This is a genomic window from Paraburkholderia sp. HP33-1 (genome assembly GCF_021390595.1).
Lineage (GTDB): Bacteria > Pseudomonadota > Gammaproteobacteria > Burkholderiales > Burkholderiaceae > Paraburkholderia.
The window spans coordinates 1,454,132-1,473,886 of record NZ_JAJEJR010000001.1; the positions used below are offsets into that span (position 1 = coordinate 1,454,132).

General features: G+C 64.7%; 25 protein-coding genes and 2 tRNA genes. 12 read left to right on the forward strand and 15 right to left on the reverse strand.

Going from position 1 to position 19,755, the window contains the following annotated elements:
• The first annotated feature begins 29 nt into the window (after positions 1–29).
• On the forward strand, positions 30–1,070 hold the full coding sequence (locus L0U81_RS06560; RefSeq protein ID WP_233801001.1) for a Gfo/Idh/MocA family protein: 1,041 nt from the start codon (positions 30–32) through the stop codon (positions 1,068–1,070).
• A 34-nt stretch (positions 1,071–1,104) separates the two neighbouring features.
• Here L0U81_RS06560 and L0U81_RS06565 read toward each other — a convergent pair whose 3' ends face one another.
• The 7 genes from L0U81_RS06565 to L0U81_RS06595 all read right to left on the reverse strand — a co-directional run bounded on the left by L0U81_RS06565 (position 1,105) and on the right by L0U81_RS06595 (position 6,486).
• Positions 1,105–1,764 carry an amino acid ABC transporter permease gene (locus L0U81_RS06565; RefSeq protein WP_233801003.1) on the reverse strand — a complete coding sequence of 220 codons (660 nt, stop codon included), beginning with the start codon at positions 1,762–1,764 and terminating at the stop codon, positions 1,105–1,107.
• A 185-nt stretch (positions 1,765–1,949) separates the two neighbouring features.
• Positions 1,950–2,744 (reverse strand): cystine ABC transporter substrate-binding protein, encoded by a 795-nt coding sequence (locus L0U81_RS06570; RefSeq protein WP_233801005.1) that lies wholly within the window; start codon positions 2,742–2,744, stop codon positions 1,950–1,952.
• Positions 2,745–2,853: 109 nt separating this feature from the next.
• Positions 2,854–3,876: a quinone-dependent dihydroorotate dehydrogenase gene (locus L0U81_RS06575; RefSeq protein WP_326489813.1), complete on the reverse strand. Its 1,023-nt coding sequence runs from the start codon at positions 3,874–3,876 to the stop codon at positions 2,854–2,856.
• 100 nt (positions 3,877–3,976) lie between these two features.
• Positions 3,977–4,810 (reverse strand): arginyltransferase, encoded by an 834-nt coding sequence (locus L0U81_RS06580; RefSeq protein WP_233801007.1) that lies wholly within the window; start codon positions 4,808–4,810, stop codon positions 3,977–3,979.
• Positions 4,811–4,912: 102 nt separating this feature from the next.
• Positions 4,913–5,650 (reverse strand): leucyl/phenylalanyl-tRNA--protein transferase, encoded by a 738-nt coding sequence (gene aat / locus L0U81_RS06585; protein WP_233801009.1) that lies wholly within the window; start codon positions 5,648–5,650, stop codon positions 4,913–4,915.
• Between the two features lie 9 nt (positions 5,651–5,659).
• On the reverse strand, positions 5,660–6,205 hold the full coding sequence (locus L0U81_RS06590; RefSeq protein ID WP_035494591.1) for an NUDIX hydrolase: 546 nt from the start codon (positions 6,203–6,205) through the stop codon (positions 5,660–5,662).
• Between the two features lie 204 nt (positions 6,206–6,409).
• Positions 6,410–6,486: transfer RNA gene (locus L0U81_RS06595), tRNA-Met, on the reverse strand.
• Positions 6,487–6,691: 205 nt separating this feature from the next.
• Here L0U81_RS06595 and L0U81_RS06600 point away from each other — a divergent pair.
• Positions 6,692–7,189, forward strand: a complete 498-nt coding sequence (locus L0U81_RS06600; protein ID WP_230560511.1) for a heme-degrading domain-containing protein — start codon at positions 6,692–6,694, stop codon at positions 7,187–7,189.
• Positions 7,190–7,267: 78 nt separating this feature from the next.
• Here the strand turns inward: L0U81_RS06600 and L0U81_RS06605 are convergent, their stop codons facing one another.
• Positions 7,268–7,657 carry a hypothetical protein gene (locus L0U81_RS06605; RefSeq protein WP_233801011.1) on the reverse strand — a complete coding sequence of 130 codons (390 nt, stop codon included), beginning with the start codon at positions 7,655–7,657 and terminating at the stop codon, positions 7,268–7,270.
• Positions 7,658–7,747: 90 nt separating this feature from the next.
• Positions 7,748–7,939, reverse strand: coding sequence for a hypothetical protein (locus tag L0U81_RS06610; protein WP_233801013.1), 192 nt, complete (start codon positions 7,937–7,939; stop codon positions 7,748–7,750).
• 226 nt (positions 7,940–8,165) lie between these two features.
• Between L0U81_RS06610 and L0U81_RS06615 the strand changes: the two genes are divergently transcribed.
• Together L0U81_RS06615 and L0U81_RS06620 are read left to right on the forward strand one after the other, a co-directional pair.
• Positions 8,166–8,465 carry a hypothetical protein gene (locus L0U81_RS06615; RefSeq protein ID WP_233801015.1) on the forward strand — a complete coding sequence of 100 codons (300 nt, stop codon included), beginning with the start codon at positions 8,166–8,168 and terminating at the stop codon, positions 8,463–8,465.
• A 171-nt stretch (positions 8,466–8,636) separates the two neighbouring features.
• The gene (locus tag L0U81_RS06620; RefSeq protein ID WP_233801017.1) at positions 8,637–8,921 is read left to right on the forward strand and encodes a DUF1488 domain-containing protein; all 285 of its coding nucleotides are present in this window, start codon (positions 8,637–8,639) and stop codon (positions 8,919–8,921) included.
• An 87-nt stretch (positions 8,922–9,008) separates the two neighbouring features.
• On the opposite strand, the gene L0U81_RS06625 is transcribed toward L0U81_RS06620, so the two are convergent.
• The gene (locus L0U81_RS06625; protein WP_233801019.1) at positions 9,009–9,986 is read right to left on the reverse strand and encodes an NAD-dependent epimerase/dehydratase family protein; all 978 of its coding nucleotides are present in this window, start codon (positions 9,984–9,986) and stop codon (positions 9,009–9,011) included.
• A 146-nt stretch (positions 9,987–10,132) separates the two neighbouring features.
• Between L0U81_RS06625 and L0U81_RS06630 the strand changes: the two genes are divergently transcribed.
• Together L0U81_RS06630 and L0U81_RS06635 are read left to right on the forward strand one after the other, a co-directional pair.
• On the forward strand, positions 10,133–10,924 hold the full coding sequence (locus L0U81_RS06630; protein ID WP_233801021.1) for a TetR/AcrR family transcriptional regulator: 792 nt from the start codon (positions 10,133–10,135) through the stop codon (positions 10,922–10,924).
• Between the two features lie 46 nt (positions 10,925–10,970).
• The gene (locus tag L0U81_RS06635; protein WP_233801023.1) at positions 10,971–12,107 is read left to right on the forward strand and encodes an enoyl-CoA hydratase/isomerase family protein; all 1,137 of its coding nucleotides are present in this window, start codon (positions 10,971–10,973) and stop codon (positions 12,105–12,107) included.
• 62 nt (positions 12,108–12,169) lie between these two features.
• Here the strand turns inward: L0U81_RS06635 and L0U81_RS06640 are convergent, their stop codons facing one another.
• Positions 12,170–12,595, reverse strand: coding sequence for a hypothetical protein (locus L0U81_RS06640; RefSeq protein ID WP_233801025.1), 426 nt, complete (start codon positions 12,593–12,595; stop codon positions 12,170–12,172).
• Positions 12,596–13,005: 410 nt separating this feature from the next.
• Here L0U81_RS06640 and ssuD point away from each other — a divergent pair, with 410 nt between their 5' ends.
• The 6 genes from ssuD (at position 13,006) to L0U81_RS06670 (ending at position 17,022) form a co-directional block, all read left to right on the forward strand.
• The gene (ssuD, locus tag L0U81_RS06645) at positions 13,006–14,166 is read left to right on the forward strand and encodes an FMNH2-dependent alkanesulfonate monooxygenase (RefSeq protein ID WP_233801027.1); all 1,161 of its coding nucleotides are present in this window, start codon (positions 13,006–13,008) and stop codon (positions 14,164–14,166) included.
• Positions 14,167–14,208: 42 nt separating this feature from the next.
• Positions 14,209–15,057, forward strand: coding sequence for an aliphatic sulfonate ABC transporter permease SsuC (gene ssuC / locus L0U81_RS06650; protein WP_233801029.1), 849 nt, complete (start codon positions 14,209–14,211; stop codon positions 15,055–15,057).
• Entirely contained in the window at positions 15,054–16,061 is a 1,008-nt protein-coding gene (locus L0U81_RS06655; RefSeq protein WP_233801031.1) for an ATP-binding cassette domain-containing protein, read from the forward strand. Before ssuC ends, L0U81_RS06655 begins: the two co-directional genes overlap by 4 nt.
• Positions 16,062–16,117: 56 nt before the next feature.
• Positions 16,118–16,333 (forward strand): TOBE domain-containing protein, encoded by a 216-nt coding sequence (locus L0U81_RS06660; protein ID WP_233801033.1) that lies wholly within the window; start codon positions 16,118–16,120, stop codon positions 16,331–16,333.
• Between the two features lie 101 nt (positions 16,334–16,434).
• Complete coding sequence (locus L0U81_RS06665) at positions 16,435–16,632, forward strand: hypothetical protein (protein WP_233801035.1); 198 nt, start codon at positions 16,435–16,437, stop codon at positions 16,630–16,632.
• Between the two features lie 147 nt (positions 16,633–16,779).
• A complete protein-coding gene (locus L0U81_RS06670; protein ID WP_233801037.1) occupies positions 16,780–17,022 on the forward strand; it encodes a DUF6566 family protein in 243 nt (80 codons plus the stop codon).
• A gap of 137 nt (positions 17,023–17,159) precedes the next feature.
• Here the strand turns inward: L0U81_RS06670 and L0U81_RS06675 are convergent, their stop codons facing one another.
• The 4 genes from L0U81_RS06675 to L0U81_RS06690 all read right to left on the reverse strand — a co-directional run bounded on the left by L0U81_RS06675 (position 17,160) and on the right by L0U81_RS06690 (position 19,414).
• On the reverse strand, positions 17,160–17,429 hold the full coding sequence (locus L0U81_RS06675) for a hypothetical protein (RefSeq protein ID WP_233801039.1): 270 nt from the start codon (positions 17,427–17,429) through the stop codon (positions 17,160–17,162).
• A 320-nt stretch (positions 17,430–17,749) separates the two neighbouring features.
• A tRNA-His gene (locus L0U81_RS06680) sits at positions 17,750–17,825 on the reverse strand.
• 100 nt (positions 17,826–17,925) lie between these two features.
• A complete protein-coding gene (dusA, locus tag L0U81_RS06685) occupies positions 17,926–18,927 on the reverse strand; it encodes a tRNA dihydrouridine(20/20a) synthase DusA (RefSeq protein ID WP_267956599.1) in 1,002 nt (333 codons plus the stop codon).
• A 115-nt stretch (positions 18,928–19,042) separates the two neighbouring features.
• Positions 19,043–19,414 (reverse strand): hypothetical protein, encoded by a 372-nt coding sequence (locus L0U81_RS06690; protein WP_233801041.1) that lies wholly within the window; start codon positions 19,412–19,414, stop codon positions 19,043–19,045.
• Between the last annotated feature and the right edge of the window lie 341 nt (positions 19,415–19,755).

The window sequence follows — 19,755 nt, forward strand, 5'->3', positions numbered from 1 at the left end:
TCCGAACCGCATTGACCTTTGCACACACGATGACAGATACGACAGCGGCACCGCACGCAGCCAGCGCTCAACCAACCCATCGGCACGACACCACTTCGACGCGCGAGATCCGCTGGGGGATCGTCGGCACTGGCCGGATTGCGCGCCGCTTCGCGCAGGGGCTCGCCTACGTGCCGCACACACGGCTCGCCGCGCTGTGGTCGCGTCGTGCGGAGCCGGCGCAGGCGTTCGCCGGCGAGTTCGGCGGCAGCGTCTGCGACAGTTTCGACGCGCTGCTCGCGAGCGGCATCGACGCACTTTATATCGCGACACTACAGGACAGCCACGCCGACTATGCGATCGCCGCGCTGCAAGCCGGCCTGCACGTGCTGTGCGAGAAGCCCGCGTGCATCAATCGCCCGCAACTCGAGCGCGTGCTCGCGGCCGCGCGCGCGTCGCAACGGCTCTTCATGGAAGCGATGAAGCCGCCGTTCTATCCGCTCTACAGGAAGTTGCGCAAGCACCTCGAGGTCGACCCGATCGGCGAGGTCGGCGTCGTGCGCGCGGGCTGCTCGGTGCCGGGCGTGGCCGCCGATCATCCGTCGCTGTCGTTCGAGCATGCGGGCGGTGCGCTGCTCGATATCGGCATCTACGAGATGTTTCTGGCGGTCGACTGGCTCGGCGCGCCACAAGACGTGCAGACCTTCGGCCGGCTTGGCTCGACCGGCGTCGATACGTTCGCGAGTCTGAACAGCCAGCACGCGCGCGGCGGCATCGCGCAGCTGTTCTGCGGGCTCGACCTGCACGGCAAGGGCGATGCGCTGCTGATGGCCAAGGGCGGTCACGTGAGCCTGCACGAACCATGGTGGAACCCGTCGCGCGCGACGATCCGATATGCGGACGGCCGCGTCGTCGAACTCGACGAGCCGTTCGAAGGCGGCGGCTTGAACTACGAGACCGCGCACTTCTGCGAGCTGATTCGCGCGGGTCGGCTGGAGAGTCCGCTGATGCCGCACGACACGTCGCGGCAGATGATCGCGATGACCGACGCGGCGCGCGCGGCGTTGGGGCTCAGGTTCGCTGGAGAGTGAGCGGCCGGCGTGAACGAAGAAGAGTGCGCGGCGCTCAGTGCCGCGTCGGCAGCGACAGACGCCGCTCGTACCAGCGCTGCGCCCATTCGAGCACCTGGCACAGCACCCAGTACACGGCGGCGGCCGCAAGATAAAGCGGCAGCGGCTGATAGGTCGACGCGATGATCTCCTGCGCGCTACGCAACAGCTCGGTCACCGTGATCACGGACACGAGAGAAGTGTCTTTGATCAGGCTGATCAGGCTGTTCGACAGACTCGGCACCGCGATGCGCAGCGCCTGCGGCGCGATCACGTAGCGCAGCGTCTGACGCCGCGACAGCCCGAGGCTGTACGAGGCAAGCCACTGACCCTGGTGGATCCCCAGAATCGCGCCGCGCATGCTCTCCGACAGATACGCGGCGACGTTCGCCGACAACGCGATCACGCCGGCCGGCGTCGGCTCGAGCGAAATGCCGAAGCTCGGCAGACCGTAATAAATCACGAAGATCTGCACAAGCAGCGGGGTGCCGCGCATCACGCTCACATAGACACGCGCGATCCAGTTCAGCGGACGGCTGTGGCTGATGCCCATCAGCGCGAGCACGGCGCCGCCGATCAGGCCGAAGATCATCGACAGGATCGCGAACTTGATCGTCAGCAAGGCGCCTTGTGCGAGCACCGGCAGCGATTGGAGCAGCAGGGATGTGATGGACATGGGCGGTGTTCTTATTGACGCACAAAGCGCACATCATAAACTTCGGCGCGCCTCAAAGCGCGGTTCGTGCGATCCGGCTTGGGGTATACGCGACGCGCGGTATGCGTCGGCGGGGGCTGCATGCCGCAAAAATGCGAAGGGCGGCATCGCACCACGACGCCGCCCTTCGTTTGACTGCAGGCGTGTTACTTGATCGGTTTGCTGACGTCGATGCCGAACCACTTCTCCGAGATCTTCGTGAAGGTGCCGTCCGCTTCGAGCTGGGCCATTGCGTCGTCGATCGCCTTTGCGAACTGCGGGTTGCCCTTTTTGAACGGAATGCCGGACGGGTTGCCCGGGCCGACGTTCGCGCCGGTGCGCAGCGGCAGCTGCGAGTTCTTCAGCAGGTACGCGAGCATCAGACGGTCGTTCAACGCCGCGTCGAGCCGGCCGGCGGCCAGATCGCGCAGGTACTCGGGCGCACCCGGATAGGTCTTCACGTCGATGCCGGGGACCGCCTTCGCCATGTCCATGTAGTTCGTGCCAAGACCGACGCCGAGTTTCTTGCCCTTGAGGTCTTCGAGCGAGGTGAACTGGCGCGTGTCGTCCTTGCGCTGAATCAGCTGCGCTGCTGAGTACGTGTACGGCGGCGAGAAGTCGAGCGTCTGCTTGCGCGCGTCGGTGATGCCGACCTGGTTGACGATCACGTCGAACTTGCCCGCCTGCAGACCAGCGATGATGCCGCTCCACTCGGTCGTCACAAACTCCGGCTTCAAGCCGAGCTTCGCCGCGACCGCCTTGGCGATGTCGACGTCATAGCCGACCAGCTCGCCTGACGGCGCTTTCGAGTTGAACGGCGGGAAGGTCCCTTCGAGACCGATGCGCAGCGTGCCGCGCTGCTTGACCTGGTCGAGCAGGTCTGCCGCGTGCGCGGTGACGGCGGTGAGCGACGCGCCGATCAGCGCGGTGGCAAGAAGCTTCTTTAGCAGGCCAAATTTCATCGTGTTCCTTAGTACGTCTGGCGTTTTGACGGTCGAGAGCATAACAAACGAGACTATCGCAACCTAAATATCGTTTGTTTATGTCTATATACGCCCGCGGCGCGGATGCTTAGCGCAGCGCCTGCGCGCATTCGGCGACGAGCGCCGGACCGCGGTAGATGAAACCAGTATAAAGCTGCACCAGCGACGCGCCGGCTGCGAGCTTCGCGCGCGCATCCTCGCCCGAGAAAATCCCGCCGACGCCGATGATCGGCACCGCCTCGCCGACTTCGGCGCGCAGCTTGCGGATCACCGCGTTCGAGGCGTCGAACACCGGCTTGCCCGACAGGCCGCCGGCTTCGTCGCCATGCGGCATGCCGGTGACGGCGGTACGCGACAGCGTGGTGTTGGTTGCGATCACGCCTTCGAACTGGTGGCGCAGCAAGGTGTCCGCGATCGACTTGATCTGCTCGTCGTCGAGGTCCGGCGCGATCTTCAGCGCGAGCGGCACGAGCTTGCCGTGCATATCGGCGAGCCGTTGCTGCTTGTCCTTCAGCGCGGCGAGCAGCGCGTCGAGTTCGTCGGCGCCTTGTAGCTGGCGCAGGTTCTTCGTATTCGGCGACGAGATGTTGACCGTCACGTAGCTCGCGAACGGGTACACGCGTTCGAGGCAGTAGAGATAGTCTTCGACGGCGCGCTCGATCGGCGTGTCGGCATTCTTGCCGATGTTCAGTCCGAGGATGCCGCGATAGCGCGCGGCCTGGACGTTCTTCACGAACTGGTCGACGCCGGCGTTGTTGAAGCCCATCCGGTTGATCACCGCGTTTGCCTGCGGCAGCCGGAACATGCGCGGGCGCGGATTGCCCGGCTGAGCGCGCGGGGTCACCGTGCCCACTTCGATGAAGCCGAAGCCGAGTGCCGCCAGACCGTCGATGCACGCGCCGTCCTTGTCGAGGCCCGCCGCGAGTCCGACCGGGTTGCGGAACGTCAGGCCCATCACGGTGCGCGGCGAATCCGGCACGCGCGCCGCGAGTGCGCTGGCGAGGCCGGTGCGGCCAGCGGCGCCGAGCATGCGCAAGGTCAGATGGTGAGCGTCTTCCGCGTCCATGCGAAAGAGTTGGGCGCGAACGAGCGGATAAAGGGAACTGAGCACGGGATGAAGCCGGACGGCCGGAAAATGGGAACCCGTTATTTTACCGGCTTTGGGCTCTGATGAGACTGCCCGGGTGTTGCTGGCGACGACTACGCCTCGACTACGGCCTGAGCGGCCCGCGTCGCCCATGCATCGCGAAATCGACCGGCGGCAGCTCGATGCTGGCCGGGTCGAGCACACGCCACGCCCCTTCGATCAGGCCTTCGAGCGGCCGGAAATTCGCCTTGTACGCCATTTTCGGGCTTTCGCGAATCCAGTAGCCGAGATACACGTAAGGCAGATTCAGGCTGCGTGCCTGCTCGATCTGCCAGTAGATGTTGTAAGTGCCGAAGCTCGCGTGCGGCAGGTCCGGCTCGAAGAACGTGTACACGGACGACAAGCCGTCGCCGAGGATATCGATCATGCTGATCATGCGCAGCGGGCCTGGCGCGTCGGGGCGCCCATCGGGCCGCTGCGTCGCCGGCTCGCGAAACTCGACGAGCCGCGAATTGATCCGGCTTTGCAGCAGGAACTGCTCGTACTGGTCCCGGCTGTCGCGATCCATGCCGCCGCCTGCGTGGCGCGCCGACTGGTAGCGCATATACAGCACGTAATGCTCCTCGTCGTAGTGCAGCGGCGCTACCGTCGCGATCAGGTCGCCGTGCTTTTTCCATACGCGCCGCTGCGTGCGGTTCGGCTGAAAACGCTCGACCGGCACGCGCACCGGCACGCACGCGCGGCAGCCGTCGCAATACGGGCGGTAGGTGAACACGCCCGAGCGCCGGAAGCCCGCCTTGACGAGGTCCGTGTAGACGTCCGAATTGATCAGGTGACTGGGTGTGGCGACCTGCGAGCGCGCAATGCGGCCGTCCAGGTAACTGCAGGGATAGGGCGCCGTTGCATAAAATTGCAGCGCGGAAAGCGGGGAAAGAGGCAGCTCGTTGGGGTGAGTCACGTTGGCAGCTCTCGAAGCGTCTCTGGTATTGCAAACCCGGCACGCCTGGCGATGGATGCCGCTACTCGATGGGCGGCAGACCCGGGTTCGGCCTGATTCTTCCTACGCCGTGCGCGCGACGATCTCGAGCAGGGCGGTCTTGTCGAACCGCCACGGGATCGCCGGTGCGCCGACAGACGCGCGAACATGCGCGACGAACGCCTTGCGCGCTATCTCGCGACCGCCGAGCGACGCCAGATGCGACGTGTTCTGCTGGCAGTCTATCATTTCTACTTCGTGGCGTCGCAAGTGGCCGACCAGCGCGGCCAGCGCCATTTTCGAGCCGTCGGTGACGTCGGTATACATCGATTCGCCGAAGAACATCCGGCCGAGCGACACGCCGTACAGACCACCGACACGCCTACCCTCGAACCAGGTTTCGATGCTATGCGCATCGCCCATGCGGTGCAGTGACGAATAAGCCTCGACGACATCGGCGGTGATCCACGTGCCGCGCTGGCCGCGGCGCGGCGCTTGCGCGCACGCGCGCATCACGGCGGCGAAATCGTGATCGACGCGAATTTCCCACGCGTCGTCGCGCAATACGCGCTTGAGCGTCTTGCGCAGCGACGGCGACAGCTTGAACTCGACAGGGCGCAGGATCATGCGCGGATCGGGGCTCCACCACAACACCGGCTGGCCGTCCGAATACCACGGGAAGATGCCGCGCCGGTAAGCGTCGATGAGGCGTGATGGCAGCAGGTCGCTGCTTGCCGCGAGCAGACCCGGCGCGCCGCTCGCGGCGCCGAGCGCGCGCTCGACGGGCGGGAACGGATCGTCAGCGGCGAGCCACGGAACCATGCGCGCCGCTCAACCTTCGCGCAGTGAGCGGAAGATGTCGCCCGTATGCAGGCCGAAACTGCCGGCCGCGCGGTCGGCGAAAAAAAAGCGCAGCGTCTGGCCGACGGTCGGAAATGCGATCTCGTCCCACGGAATCTCATGCTCCTCGAAGAGCTTCACTTCAAGGCTTTCCTCGCCGGCGGCGACGTCGAGATCGAGGAGCCGCGCCATGTAGAACAGATGCACCTGATGCACGTGCGGCACGTTCAGCAGCGAAAATAGGTTCTGCACCTCGACGCGCGCGCCGGCTTCCTCGAGCGTTTCGCGCGAGGCGGCTTCGGCCGTCGTCTCTCCCATTTCCATGAAGCCGGCGGGCAGCGTCCAGTAACCGTAGCGCGGCTCGATCGCGCGACGGCACAGCAGCACCTTGTCGTCCCACACGGGAACGGTGCCGACCACGTTACGCGGATTCTGATAATGCACGGTGCCGCAACTGCCGCATACGAAGCGCTCGCGATTGTCGCCCGGCGGAATGCTCAGACTGACGCCGTGGCCGCAGACAGAACAGAATTTCATTGGGAAGGGGACGAGAAAGGGTGATAGGAGTTTATCACCGGGGCGGGGCATTACTGAGACGCCGGGAGAGGCGGCCGTGTCCGACATGGTTTTCGTCTGAGGCCGGTGCGGCGTTGATGAGGTTTGCCGGGTGGCGGTATGCGAGGCGACAAAAACAAAAAAGGGTTACACGCCAATGCGTTGTAACCCTTCAATGATTTCGGTTGGTTGCGGGGGTAGGATTTGAACCTACGACCTTCGGGTTATGAGCCCGACGAGCTGCCAGACTGCTCCACCCCGCGTCCGTCGAAGAAAAGATTATAGCCCAGCCCGACAGCGAGCGCAATAGCCATGTAAGGATTGCCTTCATTGTTGTGCGCTCGCCCGCGCGACATCAGATCCCGGAAAAGCCGCGCATGGACGCTGCGCTAGAATTCAGATACTTCACGCGGCTCGCCGGATCCTCACGACGGCGGGCGCTTCCACTCTCCGACTCGCTCTGAACCCATGGACATCGCTCACGATCTGCAGGTCATCGCCATTCAGGAAAAGACCCTCGTGTTTCCCCGTTTCGATCCCGACCGCGCATGGCAAGTCGGCGCCTATCTGCACGAGGTCGCGAAGGCGCGCGGCATTGCCGCCGCGATCGACGTGCGCACGTTCGGCCAGCCGCTGTTCTTCAGCCTGCTCGACGGCGCGACGCCGGACAACGTGGACTGGGCGCGCCGCAAGGGCAACACCGTCGCGCACTTTCGCCGCAGCTCGTACGCGATTGGTCTGAAAATGCAACTCGCGGGCGCGACGCTCGCCGACAAGCACGGTCTGCCGGCCACGGAGTACGCATCGCACGGCGGTGCGTTCCCGCTGACGGTAGAAGGCGCAGGCGTGATCGGTTCGATCACGGTGTCCGGTCTGCCGCAGCGCGCCGATCATGAACTTGTAGTCGAAGCGCTGTGCGCGCATCTCGGTCACGACTACGGCAAGCTCGCACTGGCGAAGTCCTGACGCGATGCGCTTACCCCCCGTATGCGCGGCTCGCGCCCGCGCAAGCCGCCGTGATTGCCGCACGGAACGTGGGTCGGCTTACTTGCAGCGCACGATCATCGAGCGGTTTTTCACGTTCGCCGACACGACGTTCGTGACGCTGCCGCCGGCGGCGCCGCCTTCGTCGTTATCCTTCGACACGATGTCGTAACCGGTCGCGCCGCAGGCCTTGCCCGCCTGCACGTAGCACGAAGCCCAGCTCGAGCCTGCGTCGGCACCGCTGCAATTCACCGCGAAGCCGGTCTGGCCGTTCGGCAGATTGATCAGCGTGGTCGTGTTCGACGACGCGCAGCCGCCCAGTCCCGCGGCGAGCAGCAGGGCGGCGGGCAATGCAGCCGACAGCGACGCGCGACGCACGAGGGCAAGCGCGGCGCTGGATCGAAGGCGGTGGAATCGGCCGGCGCGCCGCGGTTGCGTCGTGAAATACATCGTGTTGGGTCCTTTCATTCAGATAGAGGGTTTTGCCGGGGAGACACCGGCGAGGGCAGCGGAGCGTACGTTGACGGCGCGCGCCGCGGATCAGGGCGCTTCCACCGTGATGCCCGCCGCGCTGACGATCCGCCGGGCTTCCACGCCTTCTTCAGTGGCCGCGTCTTCCCAGATGCTGATCGCTTTCGGGATGTCGATGTCGTGACTTTCGGCGTACGCAAACCAGTGGTTCGCCGCATCCGGCTCGGACAGTTCGTGATTCTGCAGAAAATATTTTCCCATATTGTGCTCGCTGGACTCGAAATGGCGTCGTAACAGGAACGAATTCGACAGCACGGAACATGCCATCGTGGCGGTTCGACCGGCGCGCACGGCAGAAGTGCGATACGACGCCTGCGCGGTGCGGGCGCTCGCCTCGCGAGCCGAACTTATCGCGCTGCGGCGCGCCTTATCGCTATGGCGTCGTCGCGACTGGCGCCAACTTCCCAACCGCAAGAGGAGGATGAATATGGCTGAACGGGTGAGTGGCCCTTATCGCGGCTATTACATCAGCGCCACCGCGCGCCTCGTCCCGGGGGGCAACGCTTCGGGCGCGTCGGGCTCGACGGTCGACGACGCGCACGCCCCTGCGGGTGGTACTTACGTCGGTTCGGTCAGTCTCGCCGAACTTGGTCCGGACGATCCGCATCGGATGGAAACGCTGCTGGAACTCGGCGATTGGCAACGGTTCGGCAGCGAAGAAGAGGCGCTCGCGTTCGTGGAACAGGCGGCGCGCGAGTATATAGACCGATTGCTGGATGGGCAGTGAGCATCGCGGCGAGTCGCGTGCTGAGGGCTGACCGAAGCGCTCGACAAGGCGGCGCGCGCTGGACCGTGATCCGGCGGCGCGAGTACCATAGCGGGACCCGCGAGGATCGGCGGTGCGCTGCGGCCTTGCGCGCGTGCCACCTTCTCGCTGCTACCTTCTGACGAGGCGACAATGGAAATCCGTTTTCCCGCAGACGCGCCCGCTTATCGCGACTCCAACCTGACCGTCGTCTTTTCCGCGTTGGTGAACGGTGAGGCGGTGCCGTGCGCGATCTCGGTCGAAGCGCTCGAGGATCATTTCGGCGCGCACGCCGAGGACCTCGAAGGCTGGCTGCGCGCGTTCGATGCGGGGCGGCCGCGTATCGAGGCCGTCGCGCGCGAGCATCTGCAGATCAGCAACGGCGCGCCGGTCCTGCTCAGGAGTGGCCACTTTCCGCCCGGGCAGATGGCTGGCTAGCCGGATCTGCCGACAGACCATCGGCACGAGCGGCCGGGCGCTCGTCCAGCTGTTCGGTCTGCTTTCCACCCATGCATCGTCAACGCATTACCGCTCATTCAGGCGCTCCAACACCACCTCGCGCGCCGCTTCGAAGCACCGTCTGATCCCTTCCCGATATGACGTCTTCCTGAGCGGCCCGATCAACGCTGCCAGCGCCGAATCATCGAGCACCACCGGCTCGGTCATCAGATAGTTCATCTCGACCAGTTCGCGCATCAGCGGATTGAAAAGCCCGAGCACGCGCAGCATGCCCTTACCGGCCACCATCAGCTTCGGCTCGCGGCCCGCGAGCGCGTATGCCTCGCGTGCCACCTCGCGCGGCGTGATCGTGCCGGCGCCCGCGAGGTGCCACCAGCGGCCGTACGCCTCGGGCGTGCGCGTGAGTTGTTCGACCACTGGACCGACGTCCGGCAGATAGATGAACTCGTGCGGCACATCGATGGGACCGAGCACCTGCGCGCGCCTGCCCGTAGCGGCGCCAACGAAGATATCGTGCAGCAGGCTGCGCTCGACGCCCGGTCCGTAGAAATCGGGCAGTCGCAACACCAGCGTTTCGAAACTGTTCCGGACATGCGCGGCCAGAACGAGCTTTTCCTGCGCAAGCCGCATGCGGCCCTTGAACGTGTGCGGTTCGCGCGGATGATCTTCACTGATCGGATTGCCGCGCGCGCGGCCGTACGGATACACGGTGCCGACCAGAATGAAGCGTTCGACGCCCGCCGCTGTCACGCCCGCGAGCGTTTTCTCCATCAACGGCGGGTGCTGCGCGAACTGGTCGTAAGGCACGCCAACGAGGTAGACGACGGTCTGCAGGCCGGCCGCCGCGGTGCGGATCGATGCGGGGTCGTCGGGGTTCCACGTGATGATTTCCGCGTGCGGGTCGTGACCGAAGGTCCGCTGAAGTGCCTCGCGTGAGCGGCCGACCACGCGATAGTCGCGGCCCGCCGCGCCAAGCGCGGCCCCGATGCTTTGACCAGCCGCGCCCGCGGCACCGAATAAACCGACCTTTCCCGTGGCTTGCATGACGACTCCCTGAGGTGGCGGCGCGACGTCGTCGCGTGACCCTGTGGCTTCGGAAATTAACAGATGAATATTTAATGAACATCGTTCAGTAAACGGTGTTCAGTTTAATTTGACTTTTCAGTTTGTCAATCTGAAAATTACGAGTCATGGGAATCGCCGAACGAAAAAACCGCCAGAAGCAGGCACTGCGCGAACGCATCCTCGATGCCGCGCGGCGCATCGTCGTGCGCGAGGGCTTTGCCGCGCTGTCGATGCGCAAGATCGCCGACGCGATCGAATATTCGCCCGCCACGTTGTATCTGCATTTCGCGAGTCGCGACGACATCGCGCGGGCCTTGTGCGCGGAGGGTTACGCGCAGTTGCTCGCGACCTTCGTGCCGCTGGTGCAAATCGCCGATCCCGCCGAACGGCTGAAGGCGCTCGGGCGCGCGTACGTCGCGTTCGGCGTCGAGCATCCGGAAACGTACCGGCTGATTTTCATGGAGGATCCGAGCTATACCGGCGCGGCGCTGGGTGGTGCGGTGGGCGTTGGCAAAAACGACGGTAACGCGGCTGAGCTCAGCGCCAACGCCCGGACAGGTCATTCAACCACCGCCCCGGGCAACGCCGTCGGCGAGGCCGACGAGGACCCCGGCGACGCCGCGCTGCACATCATGATCGAAGCGCTCGGCGAACTGCGCGCCGCGGGGCGTCTATCGGCGTCGGTGGCATCGATCGAACTGGCTGTCTGGGCCGAGGCGTTGTGGGCGAGTTTGCATGGCATCGTCGCGCTGTATCTCACGTGTCCGGTGTTTCCTAGCGCGCCGCTCGACACGCTCGTCGGCGTGACCCTCGACGCGTGGCTCGGCGCACCGCAGACCGTGGAGGTGGCCGCATCGGCCGACTCCACAGGCCCGACCCCCGAGCCTCCCACCAAACGCAAAGCGGCAGGCCCGTGATAACGTTCAGTTCCACCTCATCTCGTGCCGCCGGGCCCAGCTCGCCATGTCCACGTCCGCCTCGCCCGCCGTCAGTGACGAAATCGCGACCCACGTAGCCAACCGCATCGGTTTCATCGAACTGGAACGGCCGAAAGCGCTGAATGCGCTGTCGACCGGCATGATCCGCGCGATCCACGCGGCGCTCGACCAGTGGCGGGAGGCCCCCGAGGTGCTGGCCGTCATCGTGCGCAGCCGGCACGCGCGCGCATTCTGCGCGGGCGCCGACCTCCGCTTCCTGTACGAGGCGGCGCAACGCGGCGACCAGCAGGCGCGCGACACCTTCTTCAGCGAGGAATACCGCCTCAATCACGCGATCTTCACGTACCCGAAGCCGTATATCGCGTTGATGACCGGCATCGTGATGGGCGGCGGCATGGGTATTTCGCAAGGCGCGCATCGCACCGGCGGTCTGCGCGTCGTCACGCAATCGACGCAGATGGCGATGCCCGAAACGCGCATCGGCTTGTTTCCCGACGTCGGCGCGAGCTGGTTTCTCGCGCGTACGCCCGGCGCGATCGGCCGTTACCTGGCCATGACCGGCGAGACGATCGGCTCGGCCGACGCGTTGTACGCGGGCCTTGCCGATGCCTATATCGACGACGAGGCGTTGCCCGCGCTGATCGACACGTTGCGCCGCGAACCGTTCGAGCGCGACGCGGATGTGGTTGCGTGCATCGAGCGCGAGACGCGCGCGTATCAGGTCGCGCCGCGGCCCGAGGATAGCGCGCTTGCGAAGGCGCGTACGCTGATCGACCGGCATTTCGCGTTAGCTGACGTCGCGCGGATTTTCGTGTCGCTCGAACAGGAACGCGAGCGCGGCGGTGAGGCGGCGGAGTGGGCCGATCAGACGATCGCGGTGCTGCGCGAACGCTCGCCGCTATCGATGGCGGTCTCGCTCGAAGTGGTCACGCGCGCCGAAGGGCCGATGGCCGACGTGCTGCGCGTCGATCTCGATCTGACGCGCTCGAGCTTTCTGCTCGGCGATACGGTGGAAGGGATTCGCGCGCGCATCATCGACAAGGACAACGCGCCGCGCTGGCGTTTCGCGCGCGTCGAGGACGTCAACCCGGCCGATGTGGAGAAGATGTTCGAGAGCCCGTGGCCGGCGAACGAGCATCCGCTGCGCGCGCTGCGCGGCTGAACGCGCTACCCCACTATCCCGCCCGCGAATCTACACACTGCGCGAATTCAGGCGCGCCGCGCTTATTCCTCGGCCTCGCTTGCCATGAACGCTCGCATGAATACGAGCGCGCCCCAGCCCCACATCGCATTCGCGGCGAAGCCGACCGCGAGACGCGGCAGCATGTTGCCGCTCGGCCAGATGCCGCGCAGTGGATCGACCACGAACACGCTCGCCGCCGTCAGCACGATGCCGCCGAACACGAACGCGGGGACCCACGGTGCGTGCCGGTGCGGCGCGACGCGCAGCAGCCAGGCCATCAGCACGGCCCAGCACGCGCTCCAGATTGCGTTCGCGATGAACTCAGGCAGGCCGAGCGGCAAAAACGGCGCAGTCGAAAAACCGCTGGGATCGATCATGCCGGCGGCATGCATCAGCGCCAGCGTCGATTCGCGAAAGAACAGTGAAGCCAGAAAACCGGCGATGAACGGCAGAATAATTTTTTGCATGCATTGCACCGGCATCGTACAGGCGACGCGAACCGCAAGACCTGTACCGGGAGATTGGAAACGAGCGCCATTATATCGACCGGGGTGGGGCCGGCCGGGCTCGCGTGTATAACGCGCAACATCCGTATGCGGTAGCGCCAGGCTAATCACGAAAGCGGAAATCCTAAGCTCAAAAAAATCGTTCAAAAGCCGCGGACCGCTCCATAGACTGTTTCCTCATGCAGACGGCGAGGGTGTCGCCGTCATCCGTTAAATCGGGCGCATCGCGCACACGCTGGTGGTCTGAGTCCACCGTCCGTTTTGCAATCCTTCAACACGTCGCAGCGCCTTGCCGGTTGCCGGCTCGATGCGCGCGGCCGGCGCTCGCGCGCATCGTTTTCATTCCGTCAAGAACAGGCAGGAGCAACTACATGAATGTGTTCTGGTTCATTCCGACTCACGGCGACAGCCGCTATCTCGGTACGTCCCAAGGCGCACGCGCAGCCGATTACGACTACTTCCGTCAGATCGCCGTCGCCGCCGATACGCTCGGCTACGAGGGCGTGCTGCTGCCGACTGGCCGTTCGTGCGAGGACGCGTGGGTCGTCGCGTCGAGCCTGATTCCCGCGACGCAGCGGCTGAAGTTCCTCGTTGCGATTCGACCGGGACTGTCGTCACCCGGGCTCGCCGCCCGCATGGCGGCGACGTTCGACCGACTGTCAAACGGGCGTCTGCTGATCAACGTGGTGACCGGTGGCGACGCGGCCGAGCTGGCCGGTGACGGCGTGTTCGTCGATCACGACACGCGCTACGAAATCACCGACGAATTCCTGCATATCTGGCGCAAGCTGCTCGCGGCGTCGCACAGCAACGAAGCGATCGATTTCGACGGCAGGCATCTGCAGTCGAAGGGCGGCAAGGCGCTGTATCCGCCGGTTCAGAAGCCGCATCCGCCGCTGTGGTTCGGCGGCTCGTCGGCGGCTGCGCACGACATCGCGGCCGAGCACATCGACACCTATCTGACGTGGGGCGAGCCGCCCGATGCGGTCGCCAAAAAGATCGCCGACATGCGCGCGCGCGCTGCGGCGCGCGGCCGGCAGATCCGCTTCGGCATCCGCCTGCATGTGATCGTGCGCGAGACCGAGGAAGAAGCGTGGGCCGCCGCCGACAAGCTGATCAGCAAGCTCGATGACCACACGGTCGCGCGTGCGCAGGCCTCGTTCGCGAAGATGGATTCGGACGGGCAGCGCCGCATGGCCGCGCTGCACGGCGGCAAGCGCGGCGGGCGCGAGCAGCTCGAGGTGTATCCGAACCTTTGGGCGGGCGTCGGGCTCGTGCGCGGCGGCGCGGGCACCGCGCTGGTCGGCAGCCCGGAGCAGGTGGCCGTGCGCATGAAGGAATACGCGGCGCTCGGCATCGAGACGTTCATCCTGTCGGGCTATCCCCACCTCGAGGAATCCTATCGTTTCGCCGAGCTCGTGTTTCCGCTGCTGCCGCGACGACTCAGCAAGGTGGCCAACGGGCCGTTGTCAGGGCCGTTCGGCGAGATCGTCGGCACCAGCTATCTGCCGAAGGTGGCGAGCGCGAGTTGAGCGCGCTCGCTCGACGATCGACAGGCAAGGAGAAAAACCAACATGAGTGACACTACCTTGAGCGCGGCAGCGGGGGCAATCCCGAGGGCCGCGACCGCGACGCGCGCTGCCGCGCTGCGCCGCCTCGGCGCGCATCTGCTGCCGTGGCTAGCGCCCATCTTGATCCTGCTCGCGTGGGAATTCGCCGCGCGTAGCGGCGCGCTGTCGACACGCGTGCTGCCCGAACCGCTCGCGGTCGTGAAGGCCGCCTGGTCGCTGATCCAGTCCGGCGAAATGTGGGCGGACGTGAAGGTCAGCACGTGGCGTGCGGTGTCGGGCTTCGCGATCGGCGGGGGCATCGGTCTCGTGCTTGGACTCGCGACGGGTCTCTTCAAACCCGCGGAAATCGTGCTCGATTCGACTGTGCAGATGATCCGCAACATCCCCGCGCTCGCGATGATTCCGCTCGTGATCCTGTGGTTCGGCATCGAGGAGGAAGCGAAGGTGTTCCTTGTCGCGCTCGGCGTGTTTTTCCCGGTCTACGTGAACACGTTCCACGGTATCCGTTCGGTCGATGCGAACCTGATCGAGATGGCGCGCAGCTATGGCGTCAAGGGCATCGCGCTGTACCGCCACGTGATTCTGCCGGGCGCGCTGCCGTCGATTCTGGTGGGTGTGCGCTTCGCGTTCGGGCTGATGTGGGTCATGCTGATCGTCGCCGAGACCATCTCCGCGCAATCGGGCATCGGCTACATGACGATGAACGCACGCGAATTCCTGCAAACCGATGTGGTGGTGGTCGGCATTCTGCTGTACGCGGCGCTCGGCAAACTCGCGGACATGCTCGCGAAGAGCCTCGAGCGCGTGTCGCTGCGCTGGCATCCGGCCTATCAGCGAGGAGCAAAAGCATGAGTGCAACGACGCTATCGACGGCGTTCGGCGGCATCGCGGGCAGCGATCTCGAAGCCGAACTCGCGCAGCCGCGGGTCGCGGATCACGACGCGAATGAGGCGTCGGAGGTTGAGCGGGAGGGGGCGGCTGTGGCGCCTCACGGATTGCAATTCGCCGACGCGCTCGTGCGCAATGACGCGCGCTCCGCGAGCGACTACGCGGTGCAATTGCGCGACGTCGGCAAGCGCTATGGCGAGCGGGAGGTGCTGTCGGGCTTCGATCTGTCGATCGAGCGGGGCAGCTTCGTCGCGATCGTCGGCCGCAGCGGCTGCGGTAAGTCGACCTTGCTGCGGCTCATTGCGGGTCTCGAAGATGCCAGCTCGGGCGTGCTCGAAAAGCGCGCCGGGAACGGCGGTCCGCTCGACACCCGCATCATGTTTCAGGATGCGCGTCTGCTGCCGTGGAAAAGCGTGCTGCAGAACGTGATGCTCGGCATCAGCCGTGGCGCGCGCGACGATGCGCGCGCGGTGCTCGCCGAAGTCGGCCTGCTCGAACGCGCGAACGACTGGCCCGCGCAACTATCGGGCGGCCAGCGGCAGCGCGTCGCGCTCGCGCGGGCGCTCGTGCATCGTCCGCAATTGCTGCTGCTCGACGAGCCGCTCGGCGCGCTCGATGCGCTAACGCGCATTGAAATGCACACGCTGATCGAACGGCTGTGGCGCGAACATCGCTTCACTGCGCTGCTCGTTACGCACGATGTGCACGAAGCGGTCGCGCTCGGCGACCGGATTCTGCTGATCGAGGAAGGCCGCATCGCACTCGATCAGCCGGTCGCGCTCGCGCGGCCGCGCGCGCGGGCGTCGGCGGGCTTCGCCGCGCTCGAAGACCACGTGCTGCAACGCGTGCTGAAGAGCGCGCCGAACGACGACACGCTCGCGCATCGCGCGTATGAGCCCTACGACCCGTACGGCTTGCCCGAACCGGGCCGTCTCACGCGGCCGACCGACGTGCGCTGGGCCGTCTGAGTTTTCAAACGAATCGATCTGTTCTGTTATCAACTGCTACTGTGGAGTTATCTGAAATGGGCATTTCCGCTATCAACGTGCGCAATCAGTTCAAAGGCAAGGTGAAGGAAATCATTCGCGGCTCGGTAGTATCCGAAGTCGATGTGGAGACGCCGTTCGGCATCGTCACGTCGGTGATCACGACGCGCTCGGTCGACGAGCTCGAACTGAAAGTCGGCTCGGAGGTGGTCGCGCTCGTGAAGTCGACCGAGGTGTCGATCGCGCGCCTCTGATGAGGTATTCCTGATGGGAGCGCCGCGCCCATCGTCCACGTACCCCTGCATCCGCCGATGAAACTTGCTACGATGAATTGAGCATTCCGACGGAGACGGCCATGTCGAAGTCCCTGAGTCCTGAAGCGGTCGAAGCGTTGCGGCGTCTGAACGACGTCGGCGTCGGACAGACGGCGCCCAAAGTCGAGCAGTCCGTCGTGGCGGAGTTACTGGCATGTGACCTCGTTGCCGAAGCGGGCAGCGGTGAGGTCGAAATCAACTGCAAGGGCCGGCAGTATCTTTCCGGCGATTGCGACTGATCCGCCGATCGGCGGCCGGCCGCACGGCCGGTCTGGAGAGCGGGGCGGCGCGTCGCGGGTGAGTCGTGAGCCGGTAGTTGGTCATCGCGGCGCCCGCCGGACGCGCGTGTTCGCTTGCCCGCGATCAGCGATACCACGGAGGCGAGCATGGAGCCGAAGGGCGTCGACATGGGCGACTACCAGGAGCGCTATGGCGACTACGACATCGAGGTGGCGGTCGAACAGGTGCTGACCGGCGTCAAGGCGCACTTCCGGGTGCTGCGCGACGATTCGACGGTGGTCGACTGGCGGCTCGTGCACATCGATAGCTTATGGTCCACCGAGCATGCGGCCGCGGAGGCGGGTTTTCGCGCGGCGCGCGAGTTGATCGATGCGGGACTGGCGAGCTAGAGGCGGGTAGGCGTGTCGCGACGAACCACCCGTGGCCGTCGTTAACGCAACAAGGCGCCGGCATCGATACTGCATGCGCGGCGCCCAGTTTGTTCGCTACCCTCGCGGGCAGCGGATCTGACGGTGCTGGTGGTGGCTTAGTGGCCGAAGTACACCGATCGCGGACCCGAAGTGGGTTCGCTGCGCGAGCCCGATTGCGTCGACACGCTATTCACGCCACCGTATGCATTCGATTGGGCGTTGGCATGTTCAGCAGCGACGGTCTGCGCATTCTGGCCTTGTTGCGAAGCCGGCGCGCCAACCGCCGGACGATAGTACGGTGCCGGACCGTAGCCGCTTGCGAAAGCGGGAGCGGCGATCGAGGCAGAAGCGGCAACCAGCAGGGCGGCGATAAACTTGGTCTTCATGGTGAGACTCCAATAACGTTTCGACTGCATTTCGGGAACATGTTGCAGGAGCCAATGCGCAAGGTGTCTGCAACGTCGATGGGAGGCAGTGTATACCCCTACTATCGAAAATTTGTGCCGATAATCTGAAATTACTATTCCCGATCGGGAAACAATCGCTCAGATGTAAGCGCGGCAAGCCAGACGGGCGATCCGGCCCTGTTGACCAAGCGGTTTTTGAATATTGGGAGGGGCGGGCGGGAATGGTGTGGGGCAGAGACGGCCAGCAAAACAAAAACGGCGTTGTGATTGCTCACAACGCCGTTTGCTTGAATTCTCTCTGGGGTGGCTGATGGGACTCGAACCCACGACGACAGGAATCACAATCCTGGACTCTACCAACTGAGCTACAGCCACCACTAACATCTGCTTGACTTGCTTTAAAAACATGTCTCGCCGACGAAGAAACGAGATTATAGAGACTAGATTTGCGTTTGCCTAGTCCTTTATTCAAGCTTTATTCAAAAATATCGATGGGCTCGCGCAGATGCTGTCTTGCTTCGTCGAAGATAGTCAGGTCTCGGGCCGCGAGCCGCTTGCTGTCGGACAAAACGCGACGCCAGCCCCGCGCACCCGCTTCGCCGCGATACAGGCCGAGTGCATGGCGCGTGATCGCGCCCAGATAGGTCCCGCGCGCCATTTCGTTCGCGCAATACTCGATCAGTTTCGCTTCGACCTGCTCGCGCGTGAGCGGCGCCTGAGCCGACCCATAGAAACGCGAGTCGACCTCGGCGAGCACGTAGGGGTTGTGATAGGCCTCGCGCCCGAGCATCACGCCGTCAACGTGCTGAAGGTGCGCGTCGACTTCGTCGAGCGTCTTGATGCCGCCGTTGATGATGATCTCCAGTTGCGGAAAGTCGCGCTTCAGCCGATACGCGTAGTCGTACTTGAGCGGCGGAATCTCGCGGTTTTCCTTCGGGCTCAAGCCCTTCAGGATCGCGTTGCGCGCGTGAACGATAAAGACCTCGCAACCAGCCTCCGCAATGGTGCCGACGAAATCCCGCACGAAGCCGTATTCCTCGACCGTATCGACGCCGATCCGGTGCTTGACCGTGACCGGCACCGATACGACGTCGCGCATCGCCTTCACGCAATCGGCGACGAGTTGCGGCTCGTTCATCAAACACGCGCCGAATGCGCCGCGTTGCACGCGCTCGGACGGGCAGCCGCAATTCAGGTTGATTTCGTCGTAGCCCCATTGCTCGCCGAGCTTCGCCGAGCGCGCGAGATCGTCGGGTTCGCTGCCGCCGAGTTGCAGTGCGACCGGCGCTTCGTCGGGCGTAAACGCGAGATGACGCGGAACGTCGCCGTGCAGCAGCGCGCCGGTCGTCACCATTTCCGTGTAAAGCCACGTATGGCGCGAAATCATCCGATGCAGCGAGCGGCAATGACGATCCGTCCAGTCCATCATCGGCGCGACGGATACGCGGCGGGGACTGGGAGTATGAGGTAAAGACATGGGACGGGCAGGCGGCTTGAATCAAAGTAGTAATTTTACCGCAAGGTCTGAAACCGCCCAGCGCGTGGAAGGCATGTGACTTTCGTGAATGATGCAGGTGCCGGTTTGTCAATCCTCAATGCCCATGTCCCCCCATCCCGCCACCACTGGTCCACGAACTCCCGCCGCCGTGCATGCCTCCCTCTGCACCGCCATGCCATCCGCCGTTCCCGCCATGCCATCCGCCGGTCCCGCCGTGCCAGCCACCGCCGTGCCAGCCACCGCGTCCGTGCCAGTACCCATGTCCGTAATAGCAGCATGGGCCGCCAAAACCGCCGTAGATACCGACCGAGCCATACACCGGTCCGTAGTAGGGCGGTCCATACGCATAAGGATAGTAGGGCTGCGCATACGGATAGCCGTATTCCGCGGGTGGCGCGACGACGCATCCGGTAAAGCTCGCTGCCGCAGCCGCTAGCAACGTCATCGGTGCAATGAGCCTGCTCACGGTTCTCTCCTGCACATAAACATCAGAAACGCCGCACGCAATGGAGTTCAGCGGTATTTGTGTCCGGGCGTTACCGCATGGGCGCGGCGGCACGCGCTCGGGGACGCGACCACGCGAGCCATTGCCACGACGCTCAATTCTCCCGTCAATCTTCCCGCGCGTTACCGATCAGCGCTGCGGTAACACTTCGTTAACGATCCGAAACGCTACTGAAGGGCACGGCTGCTAAGTTCCTCGGACGATTCGTCTTTGAGTCCGCAGCGATGCGCGTGCCTGTGCGGCAATCCACGCTTCAGCTCGACGCAAACAACCTACTCGCCTGTGAAGCCGCCGGCCGCTCA